The organism is Oscillospiraceae bacterium, from assembly GCA_025757985.1.
In the GTDB taxonomy this organism is placed as follows: Bacteria; Bacillota; Clostridia; order Oscillospirales; family Ruminococcaceae; genus Gemmiger.
The window spans coordinates 1,980,010-1,996,748 of sequence record CP107210.1 but is presented as its reverse complement, the minus strand read 5'-3'; the positions used below and the strand labels follow the sequence as shown (position 1 = coordinate 1,996,748).

Sequence of the window (16,739 nt, the reverse complement as noted above, 5' to 3'; positions counted from 1 at the left end):
TTTCTGATATTAAGAAGGATTCGATGGATTCCGGGAATCGCTTTCCCGGACAGAAAGGCGATAGTTATTAGGGCTTACACCGTATTCACTCTTGAAAAGAGAATAAAAGTACTTTGTGTTTTCAAACCCTACCATTCGGGCAACGGTTTCAATGTTGCAGGAGGAATGCAACAATAGATCGCGCGCTTTTTCTAAGCGAAGTTTCTTGGTATAGACGGCAATGGAATCCCCGGTTCTCTGCTTGAACAATCGATTCAGATAGGTTACCGACATATGGAAATGATCCGCCACGGATTTGCTGGAAAACGAGAAATCCTGATAACAGCGCTCGATATATTCCTGCACACTTTTGATATCAATGCCAGAGGAATTGGTTTCTGCTGAGTGCAGGGTTTCGGACACCTTGGCGAACTGCTCATATGACAGATTGCGGGCGTGGGTGATGGTGGCGCTGGTTGTGAGAGAACTGTAGAACTGATGATAGTTTATGGGAGGAAACAGGGCGCTTGTGCTTTCAATCTTTTTGAGTAATGTGATGCACTTCGAAGCGAATACATTGAGAGAGGCGGAGGCAGATTCCTTAGTATATTGTGGCAGGCGCTGAAAATATTCGTCCAATATATTGCCAACGGCTTCCATATCGCTGGCACGAACGGCGTTTTCCAGGGAATTCATATCCGCCACCGGACAAATTTCAGAGTTCAGGGAATCCAAATCGAGTTCGCCTACTTGCAATATACAGGCGTTTTGGTAAAAGAAGCGATATTCGGAAAGTTCCTTCAACTGCTGCTGCGTTAAACACAGCGTGGCGGGGCTGTGGATAGAGCGGGATAAAAAGAAAGAAACAGAGATACGAAAAATAGTTGGCAAAAGTTTGCTGGATTTGCTCCAGTATCTCGCGGCTGATGTGGGGGTCGCTGCCGCTGCTATGGCAAAACAGGAAAATCACGTCCCCTTTTTCCAAGGGAGGTGACCGCACGCTGGCTAAAGGGTCAAATAATTCATGCATTACGTTGTCCAGCGCATAGCACAGGAGGCTTTGGTTTTCCGGTGTCTGTTCTTCCGTAGGACCTAGGGGCAGCCATTTGGTATAGACTAAGATGAAGTGGTCGCCAGGCTGGTAGGGAAGTTCTCTCGCGCGCGCAAAGATCCCAGAATTGGTCGTCGGGGTATTTATTGTACAGTAACTGATCCTTGAGCAGTGTGTCTTGGGAAATGGTAAGACTGCGGCGTTTATAGATGGATAAATCATCGAGCTGGTGGGAATGTGCGGTAATTTGGTGAGCGATAAAGGCGATCTCGTCAGAAGCGGTTAAGATTACGTCATGGTTCTTTTGCAATTCATCATTAAAATGTTCGCTTTCGGAGAGCGCGTCTTTGATGACGGCAATGGGGGAATACAGCTTACGGCTGACCAAAAAGTTTACCAAAGTGGCAAGTATGCCCATTAGAACGCTCATGAGGAGCAAAACCGATAGGAAAGACAAAAAGGTTGCTGTTACGTCTGATTTTTGCACGAAGGAAACAATCTGGAAGTTGTTGTTAGCATCTTGAAGAATGTTGAAATGATACCAAGTGCCATTGAACTCGCCATCAAAGCTTTTGGCCCAGTTACCGGCTTCCAGCGTTTTCAATAAAGATGTGTCGGAGGCGGATGCCTCAGTGTGATACCGTCCATCAAAAATAACCTGCTGTTTATTATAGAATACCAGGTAACTGGTAGGTGCTTTGCTGTAAACGGCGGGATCGTTATGCAACACAGAAAAAATATCACTAACATCCAAGTTAACCAAAACGATATTTTCATATCCGGGGCTGTACATACTGGTTAGTACCATACTGCTCGTAGTGGTATAAGGGGAGTCATGTATTATGCGGGGCGTGTTGTCGGCAAGGCTTTCTTTCTGACGGATGTATTCTACCGCTTGCTGATCATAGAATGCATCTAAATCTGAGGTGCAAACTTCCTTTCCAAACATATAAATTTTATCGGTGGCATGATTATAGAAGAGAACCGAATGGATGGAAGAATCTTGGCTGACAAAGTAATCTATGCTGCGGACGGATTTTAGTTGGTCAGACAGGCTGCTGGGGTTGGCAGAAAAAAGCGAAATTCCGTCATAGGATGAGGAAGCCTGCAACGCATTTTTCTGACTTGTAAGGATTTGATCTTCGATGGAGCTGTAAGCGGTTTCCACAAAGCGGGACATGACGGAATCTAGGTAAGAAAGAGTCAGATGATTCATCAACAGGTACATAGTAAGCAAGGCTATGGTCAGAAGTCCAAAAGTGACCAGCAGTACCGTGTGGAATATCTGCTTAAATTGTTTGGAACGCCAGATCTCGTTGTGCATAAAAGTGATATCTCCTCTTGCTGAAATCTCATGATTTTGAACCAATTATAGCAAATGCAAGGGGGAAGGTAAACATAATTTATAAATTTTGAACCTGAAAGCCGGGTTTAAACTCTCGTTACAAAGAGGCGTGCGGCTGCTTTTGAAAGAAAACAGAGTGCAAAACCCGATGCCAAAGTATGGACGTAGTTTTTGGAACATATTGAACAAGTAGCTGTTTTTTGAAGTGTGGTTTTGAACGCGACCTACGGATATAGCCCTTGTTGGTAGACAGGAACAACTCTATACTAGAAGTGCGAATTGAACAATATTAGAAAGGAATGATCGCATGTTTAAGCAAAGTATTCAGAAGCAAAAACGAGCAAGAAAAAACAAAGATACCTCTCAGGGGCTGGGTCTTGTCCTCATGACCCTGCCCATGATGCTCGTGGTGGCGGTGTTCTCTTACCTGCCTATGGGAGGATTAATCGTCGCTTTCAAAAATTATAGCTATCGTGACGGGATTATAAAAAGTCCGTTCTGTGATCCTTTGTGGAAAAACTTTGAATTCTTGCTGAAATCTCCGGATACTTTCCGAATCATCCGCAATACGATTCTGTACAACCTCGCATTTATTGTATTGACATTGGTGATTTCCGTGGCATTGGCAATTGCACTGAATGAACTGCGCAGTCGTAAGGCGCTGAAAGTGTATCAAACCACCATGTTTATTCCGTACTTTTTATCATGGGTGGTTATCTCCTACATTGTCTACGCATTCCTGAACCCCCGTCTGGGCTATCTGAATGCAATCGCAGCCCGCAACGGAGGGCAGACTTTGGACTGGTACAATACCCCCGAAGCATGGATTGCCATTATCATTATTTTGCAGATTTGGAAAACGGTTGGAATGAATGTGCTGATGTACTATGCCAGCCTGATGAGTGTGGATACGTCTTATCAGGAAGCGGCTGTCATTGACGGTGCGAATCGTTGGCAGGTGATTCGCCATGTGATTTTGCCGTTCCTCTATCCCATGATGATTATTCTGACGATTTTGGCAGTAGGTAAGATTATGAACTCGGACTTCGGTCTGTTTTATCAGGTTCCTATGGACTCCAAAACGCTGTATCCTACAACGGACGTACTGGAAACTTACGTTTATCGTGCTTTGATTCAGAACGGAAACATTGGCATGAGTTCCGCCGCAGGCTTTTTGAAATCCGTGGTTGGTTTTGTCCTGGTGCTTCTGACCAACGGGATTGTGAAGAAGATTAACCCGGATTACGCACTGTACTGATTGGCAACGGAAAGGAACAAGTTATGATTACCAATAAACGAACTGAGCGCATTAAGGCTGTGATTTTGAACACCTTTTTCATCCTGCTATCCGCAGTGTTTGTCATTCCGCTACTGTCGGTAGTGTTTATTGCATTTACCAGCGAGCAGTCTATCAGCACACAGGGGTATCCTTTCTTTTTCAGAGAGATCGACCTGACTGCATTTCAGTACATACTGGACAATCCCAAGACGATTCTGGACGCTTATAAGGTTACCATTATTATTTCTTTTGGTGGTACCGCCATCTACCTGTTTTTGGCTTCTATGGCAGCGTACGCATTGTCCCGCCCGGGATTCAAGTGGAAACGCCAGCTTACCTTCTTCTTCTTCTTTACGATGCTGTTTAACGGTGGCTTGGTGCCTACCTATATATTGATGAGCCAGACCCTCCATCTAAAGAATACCTACCTGGCCTTGATTATTCCTCTGCTGGTTAATGTGTGGTATCTTATCATGCTGCGAACGTTTATGAGTGATATCCCCAATGAAATTATTGAATCTGCACGCATAGATGGTGCCGGGAACTGGATGATTTACAGCAGGTTCGTATTGCCGCTTTCTAAACCAGCCTTGGCCACAGTTGGTCTGCTGACACTGTTGGATTATTGGAACAGCTGGCAGCCGGCTATGCTGTATATCGATAAAAAAGAAATGTACCCTTTGCAGTACATGCTTCAGGTTATGCTGCGCAACATTATTGAGATTCTAAAGGAAATGCAGAACAACGTTTCTTTGGGATCGGCGAACATTCCCACAGAAAGTACCCGTATGGCGATGTGTATTCTGGCTGTGGGCCCCATGCTCTTTGTGTTCCCTTTCTTCCAGAAGTATTTCACGCAGGGGTTGACTGTGGGAGCGGTCAAGGGCTGATTTGAATCTCACAGCTGAATGCCCTGGTCTGCTGGCAAGAACCAACGGAACGGATACCTATGCATGTTATGGGGATTGTTTTGCGATGGAAATGTTTGCCAGACTGTGCGGCGAAGCTGCACCATGATAAAAGGAGGATGTTATGGAAACATTTGATTTGGCGGCATTGGGAAATTGGCTTTATAGCTGGGTGCAGCCTTCTGGTGCCATCCACGGATTTCATAATCACTCCGTTTGGGGAGATAATCCGCTGCGCTGGCCGGACTATACTAGTGGACACTCCACGTTTGCTGCACCAATTTTACCAGGTTTGGCACAGGTTTTGAGTCGCCGTTATGACGAGCGAGGACAGGAACTTCTGGAACGGATGATGCGGTATCAGGCACACGCAATGCGCGATGACGGAGAGTACCTGCATATTGGATTCCAAGCCGGAGAATTGGCGAAAGTAGGTCTTATCCACAATATGGTGCCGGCGCTTTCCCTATTGATGGCGGCGGGCATCGGCAAGGAATTTCTGCACAAAGACGTGGTGGATGCCGCACGGGAATCTGCTTTGCGTGTGCTGACACAGGGAAGCCTGCATTATGGCGGGGGTCGTGCCGGGGTGGAAGCCTGCTGCAATCAGGATTATGCCCGTATCTGGGCAAAGCTCTTGCTGCAAAAATACTTTCTGGATGACCGGTTCGAACAGCAGGTACAGGAAGATCTGGACTATATGGTGGATCATTTCCACATCTCTGGCGTGCCGGACGAGGATTGTGACGGTACAAAGCGGGCGTTACTGGGAAAAGACCAGTTGTTGTTGGAGCCTGCTGAATACTACGGTCTAATGATTGTTCCGCTATGTATCGGCTATGAACTGTTTGGGCGGGAAAAATGGCTGCACGCCGCAGTACGCCTGTGTAATCATGTGGTTCGAAGCAGTTTTCTGGATGAGGAGAACTGTCGCCGTGTTCACCGCGCCTATTATGCGAAGTCTGACGGCAGTTGGGGGCGGCTGACGCAACCTATGCAGATTCAAGGAAACGGGTTGACGCTGTACGGAATCAGCTGCTGCGCCCGCTTGACAGGAAACCGGGAACTGGAAAAGTTCTTGGCGGAGATGGAACAGGGAATTGCGCACTACCAGACAAAGCGAGGTTTTTTGCGGGCTGCTACCGGATGGGACACCGAAGCTGATGTTGTGCCCGCTACCGCTTGGCAGGCGCATGACTTTTTCTACTTTGCCCATCGGCTGGAACAGATTCAGGAAGAGTTTTGGGACCGATTTTTTGCCCCAGTGAAAGAATGCACAATTCTGCTGTCCAATAACTGTCTGTGGATGGAGGACGGTCAGCGCTGGACGATTCAGGACTATTTCAGCCGTTCTGTATATCAGATTTATGGCAGGAAAGACAGGGAACGATTCGGGCGGGATTTATCTTGGACCGGCGAAAAGAACGATGTCGAGCCGGATTATCTGTGGGGGGAAGCACTGCCCCGTATGGTATTGAATGACGACTGCGTGACACCGCTGCGCCCGTTGCCAGCGCACGCAGTGGTATATAATTTTTCCCGGTATCGTTGGATTCCGCAAGCGTGAACTGATTGTGCTATCAAAATATTTTTGACAGAAAGGAAAGATAAGCATATGAAAAAACCGATTCTGGTAGTAATGGCAGCCGGTATGGGAAGCCGTTACGGGGGGTTGAAACAAATGGATCCCGTAGGCAATCATGGTCAGGTGATTATGGATTATTCGCTCTATGATGCCCGGCGAGCGGGATTTGAAACGGCAGTATTTATCATTAAGCGGGAGATGGAAAATGACTTCCGCCATTTGATAGGTGACCGAATCGCCCGTGTTATGGAGGTGCGCTACGCTTTTCAGGAATTGAGTGACCTGCCAACCGGATATACCGTGCCGGAGGGACGAACCAAGCCTTGGGGAACCAGTCATGCGGTTTTGGCTGCGCGAAACTGCATCGATGCGCCCTTTGCGGTTATCAATGCAGATGATTACTACGGTCCGGAGGCGTTTGAGCAGATTTATCAGTATCTTACGGAACACCCGGATACAAAAGAAGGATATGAGTATGCCATGGTGGGCTACCTGCTCCGTAATACCCTTACGGAAAATGGCTATGTATCCCGTGGCGTTTGCCAAGCGGACGCGCAGGGCTACCTGACCAAAGTGACCGAGCGCACCCATATTGAAAAAGAAGGGGAGGGTGCCCGCTTTACCGAGGATGAGGGCGCAACTTGGACGGCACTGCCGGGCGACACCGTGGTGTCCATGAACCTGTGGGGCTTTACGCCCAGCTTTGTTGAAGAAGCGCAACAGCGTTTTGCCGCGTTTCTGGACCGCGCAATGGTTGAAAACCCGAGGAAGGGCGAGTACTTTTTGCCCAGTGTGGTCAGTGAACTGATTGAAGAAAAGCGGGGAAGAGTCAAGGTACTGCGCAGTCCGGATAAATGGTACGGTGTGACCTATAAAGAAGACAAACCCGTGGTGGTGGATGCCATCCGGAAAATGACTCTGACGGGTGTGTATCCCGATCAACTGTGGGAGATATGAAGTATGTTACAGCAAGCAGAACGAACTTTGCAGGAGGTACTGGATGCCTTCGACTTTGGCGGACAGGTGGCGGGTGTCCTGCGGTATGGTCAGGGACACATCAACGATACATTTTGTGTGTATGTGCAACAGGCAGACGGCGATGGAAAGCGCAGTGTTTTGCAACGAATCAACACGGATACTTTCCGAGATCCTGCGGGACTGATGGAAAATATTGTGGGCGTCTCAGAGTATTTGCGGCGTGTGGTGCAAGAAAAGGGTGGTGACCCCGAGCGAGAAACCCTGACAGTCGTCCGCACAAAAAAGGGAAAGGCTTTTTTCACAGACAGTACCGGCGGCGCGTGGCGGGCTTACCACTTTGTTGAGGATACGGTATGTTTGCAGCAGGTGCAGACACCGGAACAGTTTTACCAGTCGGCGTGGGCTTTCGGAAATTTTCAGCGTCTTTTGGCAGATTACCCTGCCCATACGCTGCATGAAACGATTCCCCAATTCCACGATACCCGTGATCGGTATAAAAAGTTTGAAAAGGCAGTAGAAGCAGATGTATGCGGTCGAGTCGCTGAGGTGCAAGCTGAAATCCGTTTTGTGCGGGAGCACCAAGCAGACTGCGCCGTGCTCATGGATTTGCTCGAATCGGGAAAGCTCCCGTTGCGCGTGACCCACAACGATACAAAACTGAATAACGTGTTGTTGGACAAAAAGACGGGATGCGGTTTGTGTGTCATTGATTTGGATACGGTTATGCCGGGGTTGTCTTTGAATGACTTTGGGGATTCTATTCGTTTTGGGGCGAACCACAGTGCGGAAGATGAACCGGATTTAAGTTTGGTGAACTTTGATTTGGAGCTTTTTGAGATTTATACCAAAGGATTCCTGGGGGCGGCGGGGGATGCTCTGACGGCACGAGAAAAAGAAATGCTGCCCTGGGGCGCTAAACTTATGACACTGGAGTGTGGTATGCGGTTCCTTACCGATTATCTGGAAGGAGATCACTATTTCAAGACGCATCGACCCGGACAAAATCTGGACCGCTGCCGTACACAGTTCAAGCTGGTGCGCGATATGGAAGCACACTGGTCCGAGATGGCGGCTATCGTACAAAAATATAGCTGACTGGGAGTGGAAGAAAAAATGAATAGGAACCTTATCAAGGAACAAATCTGTGATGTCTGCCACAAGATGTGGCAACTGGGTTGGGTTGCGGCGAACGATGGCAATGTATCGGCTCGTCTGGAGGACGGAACCTTTCTGTGTACGCCTACTGGTATGAGTAAGAGTTTCATTACCCCGGAAAAACTCCTCTGTATCAACGCTAAGGGCGAAGTGCTGGAAGGTGCTGAAGGTCTGCGTCCATCCAGTGAAATCAAGATGCATCTGCGCTGCTATGAAAAGCGCCCCGATGTATGGAGCGTCATCCACGCCCACCCGCCCGGCGCTACCGGCTTTGCGGTGGCGCACAAGGCGATGGATATGTACAACATGATTGAGGATGTGGCGGTCATCGGCAGTGTACCCCTGACCCCCTACGCCACCCCCAGCACCACCGAGGTACCCGATGCCATCGAACCCTATCTTGAAGAACACGATGTCATGCTGCTGGAAAACCATGGTGCGCTGGCAGTGGGCAGCGATGTGATTACCGCCTTCTACCGCATGGAAAGTCTGGAACTGTGGGCTAAAATTACCATCAACGCGGTGATTCTTGGCGGTAGCAACGACATCAGCCGGGAAAATATCCAGAAACTCATCGACTTACGCGGCTTTTACCGGGTCACCGGTCGCCATCCCGGCTACAAGAAATTCGACAACGGACTGAGGTGAATAAGATGCTGAAAGGGATTCCCGCAATTCTTTCCCCGGAACTGTTGAAGGTGCTGACCGAGATGGGGCATGGGGACGAGATTGTTCTGGCGGACGGCAATTTCCCGGCGGAAAGCATGGGCAAGGATGCCATTGTGGTGCGCGCCGATGGACACAGCGTGCCGGAACTGCTGGATGCTGTGCTGACTCTGATGCCGCTGGACCAATACACCGAAAAGCCGGCGACGCTGATGGAAGTGGTATCAGGGGATGACTGCAAGCCCACCATCTGGGACAAGTACCGCCGCTTGTTGGAGAATCACGGCGAAAACTCGAAAAACATCGAGATGATGGAGCGCTTTGCCTTTTATGAACGGGCAAAAAAAGCCTACGCCATCGTGGCTACCGGCGAAACCGCCATCTATGCCAATATCCTGCTGAAAAAGGGAGTGATCCAATGAAACGGGTGCTGGCCTTTGACTTCGGCGCGTCCAGCGGACGGGCTATTCTGGGCGAGTATGAGGGCGGTCGCCTTACCTATAAAGAGGTACACCGCTTTGAAAACAACCCCCGCGAACAGGACGGGCATCTCCGCTGGGATTTTGCCGACCTGATGAATAATGTCCGCTTGGGCATTGAGAAAGCAGGGTCTTTCGACAGCATCGCCTTCGATACTTGGGGCGTGGACTTTGGTCTGCTGGACGAAGAGGGCAACCTGCTGGAAGATCCGGTGCATTACCGGGACAGCCGCACCGACAGCATGACCGAGCAGGCGGAGAGAATCCTGCCCGCCGCCGACCTGTACGCCGCCACCGGCTGTCAGATTATGGGCATTAACACCCTGTTTCAGCTGCTGGCGGTACAGAAAGAGCAGCCGGAACTGTGGGCAAAAGCCCGGCAACTGCTGTTTATGCCCGACCTGTTTGCCTATGCTCTGTGCGGGAGCCGGGTCTGCGAAACGACTATCGCCTCCACCAGCCAGATGCTGGATGCCCGCACCGGGCGTTGGAGCAAGACCGTCCTAGATGCCTTTTCGGTTCCCGAAAGCCTGTTTGCCCCGGCGGTGCCCAGCGGCACAGTGGTGGGGGAATACAAGGGCGCCAAGGTCATTGCGGCGGCGGGGCACGATACCCAGTGCGCCGTGGCGGCGCTGCCCGCGCCGCAGCCGGGGGCAGCTTTTTTGTCCTGCGGTACCTGGAGCCTGCTGGGCTGTGAGCTGGACGAGCCCATCCTCACCGAGGAAAGCCGTACCCTGGCACTCTCCAACGAACGGGGGGCCAATGGCAAGGTCAACTACCTGAAAAACATCATCGGTCTGTGGCTGATCCAGGAAAGCCGCCGCCAGTGGAAGAGGGAAGGGACCGCGTACAGCTTCTCGGAACTGGAGGAGTTGGCATTGCAGGCGGAACCCCTGCGCAGCTTCATCGACCCGGACGCCCCGGAGTTCACTCCGCCCGGGGATATTCCCGGCCGCGTGCGGGAATTCTGCCGCCGCACCGGCCAGCCGGTGCCCGAAACGGTGGGACAGGTGGTGCGCTGCCTTTACGAGAGCCTGGCCCTCAAATACCGCTTTGCCCTGGAACAGCTGGGCCGTGCCACCGGACAGAACTTTTCCTGCCTGCACATCATCGGCGGCGGCACGCAGGCCAAACTGCTCTGCCGCATGACCGCAGACAGCATCGGCCTGCCGGTGGTTGCCGGCCCCATCGAAGCCACCGCCTTGGGCAATATTCTCATTCAGCTGGTGGCTCTGGACGAACTGAAAAATCTGGACGAGGGCCGCGCCCTCATCGCCCGCACCGAGCCGGTGCAGCGGTATGAACCTGAACAGACGGCGCTGTGGAACCGCGCCTACGAAACCTATAAAACCATTCTGAACTAAAAGGAGGAAGAGCAAGATGCTTTATCCCAAAATTGGTATCCGCCCCACTATCGACGGCCGCTGGGGCGGCGTTCGTGAAAGCCTGGAGGACCAGACCATGGCCATGGCCCGCAATGCCAAGGCCCTGATCGAAGAAAATCTGCGTTACCCTGACGGCACCCCGGTGCAGTGTGTCATTGCCGATTCCACCATCGGCGGCGGCGCCGAAGCCGCAGCCTGTGCCGACAAGTTCCAGACCGAAAATGTGGTGGCTACGCTGACCGTTACCCGCTGCTGGTGCTACGGCAGCGAGACCTTCGACATGGACCCCCGCACCATCAAGGCGGTGTGGGGCTTCAACGGCACCGAGCGCCCCGGCGCCGTCTACCTGGCCGCCGTGCTGGCCGCCCATGCCCAGAAGGGGCTGCCAGCCTTCTCCATCTATGGCCATGATGTGCAGGAGGCCAGCGACACCAGCGTACCTGCCGACGCCGCCGAAAAGATCCTGCGCTTTGCCCGCTGTGCTGTGGCCGTGGGCTGGATGCGCAACAAGTCCTATGTGAACCTGGGTGGTGTGGCCATGGGCATTGCGGGCAGCTACTGCGATGCTTCCTTCTTCCAGAAATATCTGGGCATCCGCCCCGAATGGGTGGATATGACCGAGATTGTCCGCCGCATCACCTTGGGCATCTACGACCCCGAAGAGTACGACCGCGCCCTGGCCTGGGTCAAGGCCCACTGCAAGGAAGGCTTTGACTGCAACGCAGGCAAGAACCTGCCCGAAGTTATCACCAAGTCCAAGGTGGTGCCCGCCGACAAGGACTGGGAGTTCATCACCAAGATGACCATGGTCATGCGGGACATCCTGTACGGCAACCCCAAGCTGGACGAGCTGGGCTGGCATGAGGAAGCCCTTGGCAAGAACGCCGTGGCGGGCGGTTTTCAGGGTCAGCGCAACTGGACCGACTGGCTGCCCAACGCCGATTTCTCCGAGGCGATTATGGCGTCTACATTCGACTGGAACGGTCCGAAGCACCCCACCCCCCTCGCCACTGAAAACGACACCCTCAACGGTGTTTCCATGCTGCTGGGCACCTTGGTTTCCGGCACCGCCCCCTGCTTCCACGACGTGCGCACCTACTGGAGCCCCGAAGCCTGTGAGCGTGTCACCGGCCACAAGCCGGAAGGCGTGGCCAAGGACGGCTTCATCCACCTGATCAACTCCGGCGCCACGGCACTGGACGGCTGCGGCGCTGCCACCGACGAGAAGGGCGAACACGTGATGAAGCCCTTCTGGGAGATGACCGAAGAGGACGTGAACGCCTGCCTGGAAGCCACCGACTGGTGCCGCGCCAACTATGAGTATTTCCGGGGCGGCGGCTTCTCCAGCCATTTCCGCTGCACCGCCGAAATGCCGGTGACCATGCTGCGTGTGAACATTGTGGAAGGCGTGGGCCCGGTACTGCAGATCGCCGAAGGCTGGACCGCCAACCTGCCCGATGATGTACACACCCCCATCGACAAGCGCACCGACCCCACCTGGCCCACCACTTGGTTTGTACCCCGCCTGACCGGCGAGGGTGCCTTTGCCGATGTGTACAGCGTTATGGCAAACTGGGGCGCCAACCACGGTGTCACCGTCTACGGTCATGTGGGTGCTGACCTGATTACGCTGGCATCCATGCTGCGCATCCCGGTGGCTATGCACAATGTGCCAGATGAAAAGGTCTACCGTCCCCACGCTTGGGCCGCCTTCGGCACCAAGGACACCGAGGCCGCCGACTATGCCGCCTGCAAGCAGTACGGCCCGCTGTACGATTGAGTTAGAATAAGGAGAGAAAACTATGGTATCCCGCATTGTTTTGAACACCATTTCCTATCATGGTCACGGCGCAATCGAGAATATCGTTCCCGAGCTGACCTCCCGCGGCTACAAAAAGGCTTTTGTCTGCTCTGACCCCGATCTGATCAAGTTCGGCGTCACCAAGAAGGTCACCGACCTGCTGGATGCCGCCGGTTTTGCCTACGCTGTCTACAGCGAGATCAAGCCCAACCCCACCATCCAGAATGTTCAGGACGGCGTTGCCGCCTTTAAGGCTGCCGAGGCTGACTGCATCGTCACCATCGGCGGCGGCTCCTCGATGGATACCGCAAAGGCCATCGGCATCATCATCAACAACCCTGAGTTCGCCGATGTCCGCAGTCTCGAGGGCGTAGCCCCCACCAAGAAGCACGCGGTCTTTACCATCGCCGTGCCCACCACCGCCGGCACCGCTGCCGAGGTCACCATCAACTATGTTATCACCGATGTCGAGAAGAAGCGCAAGTTCGTCTGCGTTGACACCAACGACATCCCCGAGGTCGCAGTCGTTGACCCCGATATGATGTCCAGCATGCCCAAGGGCCTGACCGCCGCCACCGGCATGGACGCCCTGACCCACGCTATCGAGGGCTACATCACCAAGGGCCACTGCACCATCTCCGATATGTTCCATCTGGAGGCTATCAAGCTGATCTCCGAGAATCTGCGCGGTGCTGTGCAGAACACCCCGGAGGGCCGCGAGGGCATGGCTCTGGGCCAGTACATCGCCGGCATGGGCTTCTCCAATGTGGGCTTAGGCATTGTTCACAGCATGGCGCACGGTCTGTCTGCCCTGTATGACACCCCCCACGGTGTTGCCTGCGCCATCATCCTGCCCACCGGTCTGGAGTACAACAAGAATGCCGCCGGTGAGCGTTACCGCGCTGTCGGCAAGGCCATGGGCGTGACCGGTATTGACGAGATGAACGATGCCGAGGCCGCCGATGCCACGATTGCTGCCGTCAAGAAGCTGAGCGCCGATGTAGGCATTCCCGCCGACCTGAAGGGTATCCTGAAGGAGGAGGATGTTCAGTTCCTGGCTGAGTCCGCCTTTGCCGATGCCTGCTGCCCCGGCAACCCCCGCGACACCAGCGTCGAGGAAATCGAAGGTATCTATCGATCCATGATGTGATTTATGTTGTCGACTTTTCGGAAGTAAAGGTCGATATTGAACACTTGCCAATAAAGCGCCTCAGTGGGTCTGAGGCGCTTTTTATTTATTCCATGACAAAAAAATAGTGCATCAATTGCCTCAATCTCGACAATCCAAGCCGACCAAATATCTTTGCAGCTTAAAATCAATAAACATACAAGAGTTTCAGTCCATAACCGCAGGATCAAGGCAAAACTGAAGGGCTTGCCGCCTGCAATTCACAGACAGCAAGCCCTTTCAGCTACTTGAACAAATTTAACTCCAAAATATTGTCTAAGGCAACACCGCACAATTCCCGCCTGACGGCTTAAGCACCGCTTCGGCGGCCACGGCACAGCATCTGCGTTGCCAAGATGCTCGATAGTCCGCCAGCGTTGTGCCGTCGGGCAGATGGCTGGGCCCGTCCGGGTGGCAGGAAAGCACCCATGCTTCCGCCAGCGGGTCAAGGTCGCTCCGGATGCCAAAGTCACTGCGCAGGCGGCTGCCGCCTCACAGATAATCCTTGCAGCTGGGCGTTAATTTGAGAATGTTCATACGAATCTCCTTTACCTGTTTTATTTTTTACTCAGGCATCTTCTGTTTCCTGTTCTCGCAAAAAACTTTTCCAAGTTGTTTGCCAAAAGATAGCACACAATAAGCGCCGGCAATGTCATGCCCAGACAGAGCATAAACACCGCATTCCAGCCAAAGCCTTCGGCTATGCTGCCGATGCCCCATGTGACCGCAGCCGCACCAAAATAGGTCATGGCGTTCAGCATACCGGAAATCATGGCGGCACCGCCGTGCGCCCCCACACGCACAGGAATCACATTGATGAACATTGTGTTGATTCCCAGCATTGAGGCGGTTGTAACAGCCAGCAGCGCAACGGAGCCTGCCAAGCTATACCGCACTGCCAGCGGCAGCACCAGCAAGCAAACTGCGGCTGCCGAAAACAGCGCCCCGACTGTGCGCAGTTCATTGTGAAAAATCTTTCTGTCCAGCCAGCCTGCGCCAAAGGCACCTGTCAGGTTTACCAGCGGCAGAACCGCTGCCACGGTTGCCGAAAAGGAAGGGCTGACACCAAAGCTGTTCTGAATCATGCTGGGTACCCAGCTTGTCACGCCGTCTTTCAGCCCGCCGTGCAGCACGACCGGCAGCAGCATCCACCCCAGCCACGCCGCCGCAAGGGCAGTCCGTGCGCTGTGGTTTCCTGCCTGCCCGGAACGGTCGGAGCGCTCAATCACTTGCATGACCGTGGCGCGGCGCAGCGGCACGGTACCCACAAGCCAGATGGCTGCCATGGCAAGCATCAACCCGCCGCAGAACAGAAACACACTGCGCCACCCGGCAAGTTTCAGCAGGGCGGCACTTGCCAGATAGGCAGCCAGTGTACCGGCCGGTGTGGTTGCGTTGATGTTGACGCAGGCGGATTTTTGCTGCTCCAGCGGCATACTCTCGGCAAACAGGCGCACGATAGGCGGCCATATCATAGCCTGAAACAGTCCGTTGAGCGCCCACACCGCTGACATGGTTCCGCCGGCAATGACCCCCATAGCCAGATTACAGCAGCCGGAGAGAACCAGCCCTGTAAAAATCATAGTATAGGGGGAAATATACTGGCTGACGGAACCGCAGAAGATCTGCCCCAGTGCATAGCAGATAAAGTAACCGGTGGATACCATTCCCGCTTGTGACAGTGTCAGGGTTCCCTGCCCGGTAATAGCTCCCATCACAGCAGAGTAATTATACCTCCCGATATAGGCTGTTGCATATGCTGCCCAGCTTAGCAGGAACAGCGCACTTCCCTGCCGGGGCTCCGGCAGGCGGGAACATGTTTTTGCCTTCAGGTTTCTCATAATACATTAAGGCGGTAAGCATTCGAGTAGGCATGATGCCCCGCGGCATCGCGGCAGTCCACACGGATGTACCCTTCGTTGCCGGTCAGAGGGAACACTGCCTCGTCAATGGTTTCGCCCGGGCAGGCCAGCTTCATTTTGCAGCTGCGGCTCTCGGTGATAACATAAATTTTTTCCACCGGACTGCATCTGATGTGCAAGGCATTGTCCTGAATGAACAGCTCTTTCAGTTCCGGACCGGTTGATGCATAGAAAGCACCTTTCTGCAGGGCATCCATCACGTCCGGGTAGGTCAGTGTCTGGGCGCGGATGACCGTCCAGCCGCCGAAAGAATCGTTCAGCGGATCACCCAGCGGGTGACGGTCATGGTTATCATCGGTTGCAAGGCAGGTCAGCTGCATGCCGGTGCGCAGCATTTCGTCATAGCTCTGCGGCGCATACCCGTACAGGCCATCCAGCTCGCAGCCGTGATTATAAATTTCCATGGCAAACAGACCGCGCAGATCCTTGTAATCCTCGTAGTTCTGCAAGGACCAGAACGGGTGGTTGTAGCAGCACAGGAACCTCTGCTCGTTCAGCTCCTTGATAAACGCATTCAGGGAATACATATCCCCATAGCGCTGCGGGGGCTGCGGGGCGGTAAAACCTGCATGGGCAGCGGGGTTGGTATCATAAAAGTTGAGATGATAGGTTTTGCAGCGGTTCCAGTCGCCGGGAATACGGTAGGGTTCGTCCATGTCGGCTTCAAAACCGGCAATCGGCAAAAAGTTTTCATCCTGTAATTCCGGGTGCCAGCCATAATGGCGGTGATCCGTAAACGCCACTATGGAGTAGCCTTTCTTTCGGTATTCTTCCTTGACCTGCTCTTTTGTCCATGTGCCGTCAGAAAGCACCGTATGGCAGTGCAGGTTGGCTTTGTACCAGTTCCCACTTTTTGGAAGCAATTCGCGATTGTTCATGTTTATGACCACGCCTTTCCACTGCGCTTCAAGGCACAAACAAGAGATGAAATGTGTTTGTACTGTACGCAGCATAGTTAAATTTCATATAAGGCAATACCACATAATTCTAAGTGCCGATACAGCGAGCGAGGTGCGGCAGCCGCTAAGCCAAAAGCGC

The 16,739-nt window shown here is 53.0% G+C and carries 14 protein-coding genes; 10 read left to right on the top strand and 4 right to left on the bottom strand.

The features are described from left to right. Nucleotides 1-9: 9 nt before the first annotated feature. Together OGM67_09735 and OGM67_09730 are read right to left on the bottom strand one after the other, a co-directional pair. Nucleotides 10-870 (bottom strand): AraC family transcriptional regulator, encoded by an 861-nt coding sequence (locus OGM67_09735; GenBank protein ID UYJ33868.1) that lies wholly within the window; start codon nucleotides 868-870, stop codon nucleotides 10-12. A gap of 131 nt (nucleotides 871-1,001) precedes the next feature. Continuing rightward, a complete protein-coding gene (locus tag OGM67_09730; protein ID UYJ33867.1) occupies nucleotides 1,002-2,354 on the bottom strand; it encodes a hypothetical protein in 1,353 nt (450 codons plus the stop codon). Nucleotides 2,355-2,682: 328 nt separating this feature from the next. Between OGM67_09730 and OGM67_09725 the strand changes: the two genes are divergently transcribed. The 10 genes from OGM67_09725 (at nucleotide 2,683) to fucO (ending at nucleotide 13,761) form a co-directional block, all read left to right on the top strand. Next, nucleotides 2,683-3,633: an ABC transporter permease subunit gene (locus OGM67_09725; protein UYJ33866.1), complete on the top strand. Its 951-nt coding sequence runs from the start codon at nucleotides 2,683-2,685 to the stop codon at nucleotides 3,631-3,633. A 23-nt stretch (nucleotides 3,634-3,656) separates the two neighbouring features. Further along, the gene (locus tag OGM67_09720; GenBank protein ID UYJ33865.1) at nucleotides 3,657-4,544 is read left to right on the top strand and encodes a carbohydrate ABC transporter permease; all 888 of its coding nucleotides are present in this window, start codon (nucleotides 3,657-3,659) and stop codon (nucleotides 4,542-4,544) included. A 142-nt stretch (nucleotides 4,545-4,686) separates the two neighbouring features. Beyond that, complete coding sequence (locus tag OGM67_09715; GenBank protein UYJ33864.1) at nucleotides 4,687-6,129, top strand: hypothetical protein; 1,443 nt, start codon at nucleotides 4,687-4,689, stop codon at nucleotides 6,127-6,129. Nucleotides 6,130-6,177: 48 nt separating this feature from the next. Then, nucleotides 6,178-7,104, top strand: a complete 927-nt coding sequence (locus OGM67_09710; GenBank protein ID UYJ33863.1) for a sugar phosphate nucleotidyltransferase — start codon at nucleotides 6,178-6,180, stop codon at nucleotides 7,102-7,104. A gap of 3 nt (nucleotides 7,105-7,107) precedes the next feature. Further along, nucleotides 7,108-8,220: an aminoglycoside phosphotransferase family protein gene (locus OGM67_09705; GenBank protein UYJ33862.1), complete on the top strand. Its 1,113-nt coding sequence runs from the start codon at nucleotides 7,108-7,110 to the stop codon at nucleotides 8,218-8,220. A gap of 18 nt (nucleotides 8,221-8,238) precedes the next feature. Continuing rightward, complete coding sequence (locus OGM67_09700) at nucleotides 8,239-8,928, top strand: class II aldolase/adducin family protein (GenBank protein UYJ33861.1); 690 nt, start codon at nucleotides 8,239-8,241, stop codon at nucleotides 8,926-8,928. A 5-nt stretch (nucleotides 8,929-8,933) separates the two neighbouring features. Further along, complete coding sequence (gene fucU / locus OGM67_09695; GenBank protein UYJ33860.1) at nucleotides 8,934-9,368, top strand: L-fucose mutarotase; 435 nt, start codon at nucleotides 8,934-8,936, stop codon at nucleotides 9,366-9,368. After that, nucleotides 9,365-10,789, top strand: coding sequence for a rhamnulokinase (locus tag OGM67_09690; GenBank protein UYJ33859.1), 1,425 nt, complete (start codon nucleotides 9,365-9,367; stop codon nucleotides 10,787-10,789). The genes fucU and OGM67_09690 overlap by 4 nt, the downstream gene beginning before the upstream one ends. 16 nt (nucleotides 10,790-10,805) lie before the next feature. Further along, nucleotides 10,806-12,590, top strand: a complete 1,785-nt coding sequence (locus OGM67_09685; GenBank protein ID UYJ33858.1) for an L-fucose isomerase — start codon at nucleotides 10,806-10,808, stop codon at nucleotides 12,588-12,590. Between the two features lie 22 nt (nucleotides 12,591-12,612). Further along, on the top strand, nucleotides 12,613-13,761 hold the full coding sequence (fucO, locus tag OGM67_09680) for a lactaldehyde reductase (protein ID UYJ33857.1): 1,149 nt from the start codon (nucleotides 12,613-12,615) through the stop codon (nucleotides 13,759-13,761). A 575-nt stretch (nucleotides 13,762-14,336) separates the two neighbouring features. Here the strand turns inward: fucO and OGM67_09675 are convergent. Together OGM67_09675 and OGM67_09670 are read right to left on the bottom strand one after the other, a co-directional pair. Continuing rightward, a complete protein-coding gene (locus tag OGM67_09675) occupies nucleotides 14,337-15,620 on the bottom strand; it encodes an MFS transporter (GenBank protein UYJ33856.1) in 1,284 nt (427 codons plus the stop codon). Next, entirely contained in the window at nucleotides 15,617-16,579 is a 963-nt protein-coding gene (locus OGM67_09670) for a PHP domain-containing protein (GenBank protein ID UYJ33855.1), read from the bottom strand. The genes OGM67_09675 and OGM67_09670 overlap by 4 nt, the downstream gene beginning before the upstream one ends. Nucleotides 16,580-16,739 lie beyond the last annotated feature (160 nt).

Coding starts and splice junctions, on each gene's coding strand:
- OGM67_09685 (UYJ33858.1), top strand. CDS start 10,806: ATGCTTTATCCCAAAATTGGTATCCGCCCCACTATCGACGGCCGCTGG.
- OGM67_09720 (UYJ33865.1), top strand. CDS start 3,657: ATGATTACCAATAAACGAACTGAGCGCATTAAGGCTGTGATTTTGAAC.
- OGM67_09675 (UYJ33856.1), bottom strand. CDS start 15,620: ATGAGAAACCTGAAGGCAAAAACATGTTCCCGCCTGCCGGAGCCCCGG.
- OGM67_09725 (UYJ33866.1), top strand. CDS start 2,683: ATGTTTAAGCAAAGTATTCAGAAGCAAAAACGAGCAAGAAAAAACAAA.
- fucO (UYJ33857.1), top strand. CDS start 12,613: ATGGTATCCCGCATTGTTTTGAACACCATTTCCTATCATGGTCACGGC.
- fucU (UYJ33860.1), top strand. CDS start 8,934: ATGCTGAAAGGGATTCCCGCAATTCTTTCCCCGGAACTGTTGAAGGTG.
- OGM67_09670 (UYJ33855.1), bottom strand. CDS start 16,579: ATGAACAATCGCGAATTGCTTCCAAAAAGTGGGAACTGGTACAAAGCC.
- OGM67_09690 (UYJ33859.1), top strand. CDS start 9,365: ATGAAACGGGTGCTGGCCTTTGACTTCGGCGCGTCCAGCGGACGGGCT.
- OGM67_09710 (UYJ33863.1), top strand. CDS start 6,178: ATGAAAAAACCGATTCTGGTAGTAATGGCAGCCGGTATGGGAAGCCGT.
- OGM67_09715 (UYJ33864.1), top strand. CDS start 4,687: ATGGAAACATTTGATTTGGCGGCATTGGGAAATTGGCTTTATAGCTGG.
- OGM67_09700 (UYJ33861.1), top strand. CDS start 8,239: ATGAATAGGAACCTTATCAAGGAACAAATCTGTGATGTCTGCCACAAG.
- OGM67_09705 (UYJ33862.1), top strand. CDS start 7,108: ATGTTACAGCAAGCAGAACGAACTTTGCAGGAGGTACTGGATGCCTTC.
- OGM67_09730 (UYJ33867.1), bottom strand. CDS start 2,354: ATGCACAACGAGATCTGGCGTTCCAAACAATTTAAGCAGATATTCCAC.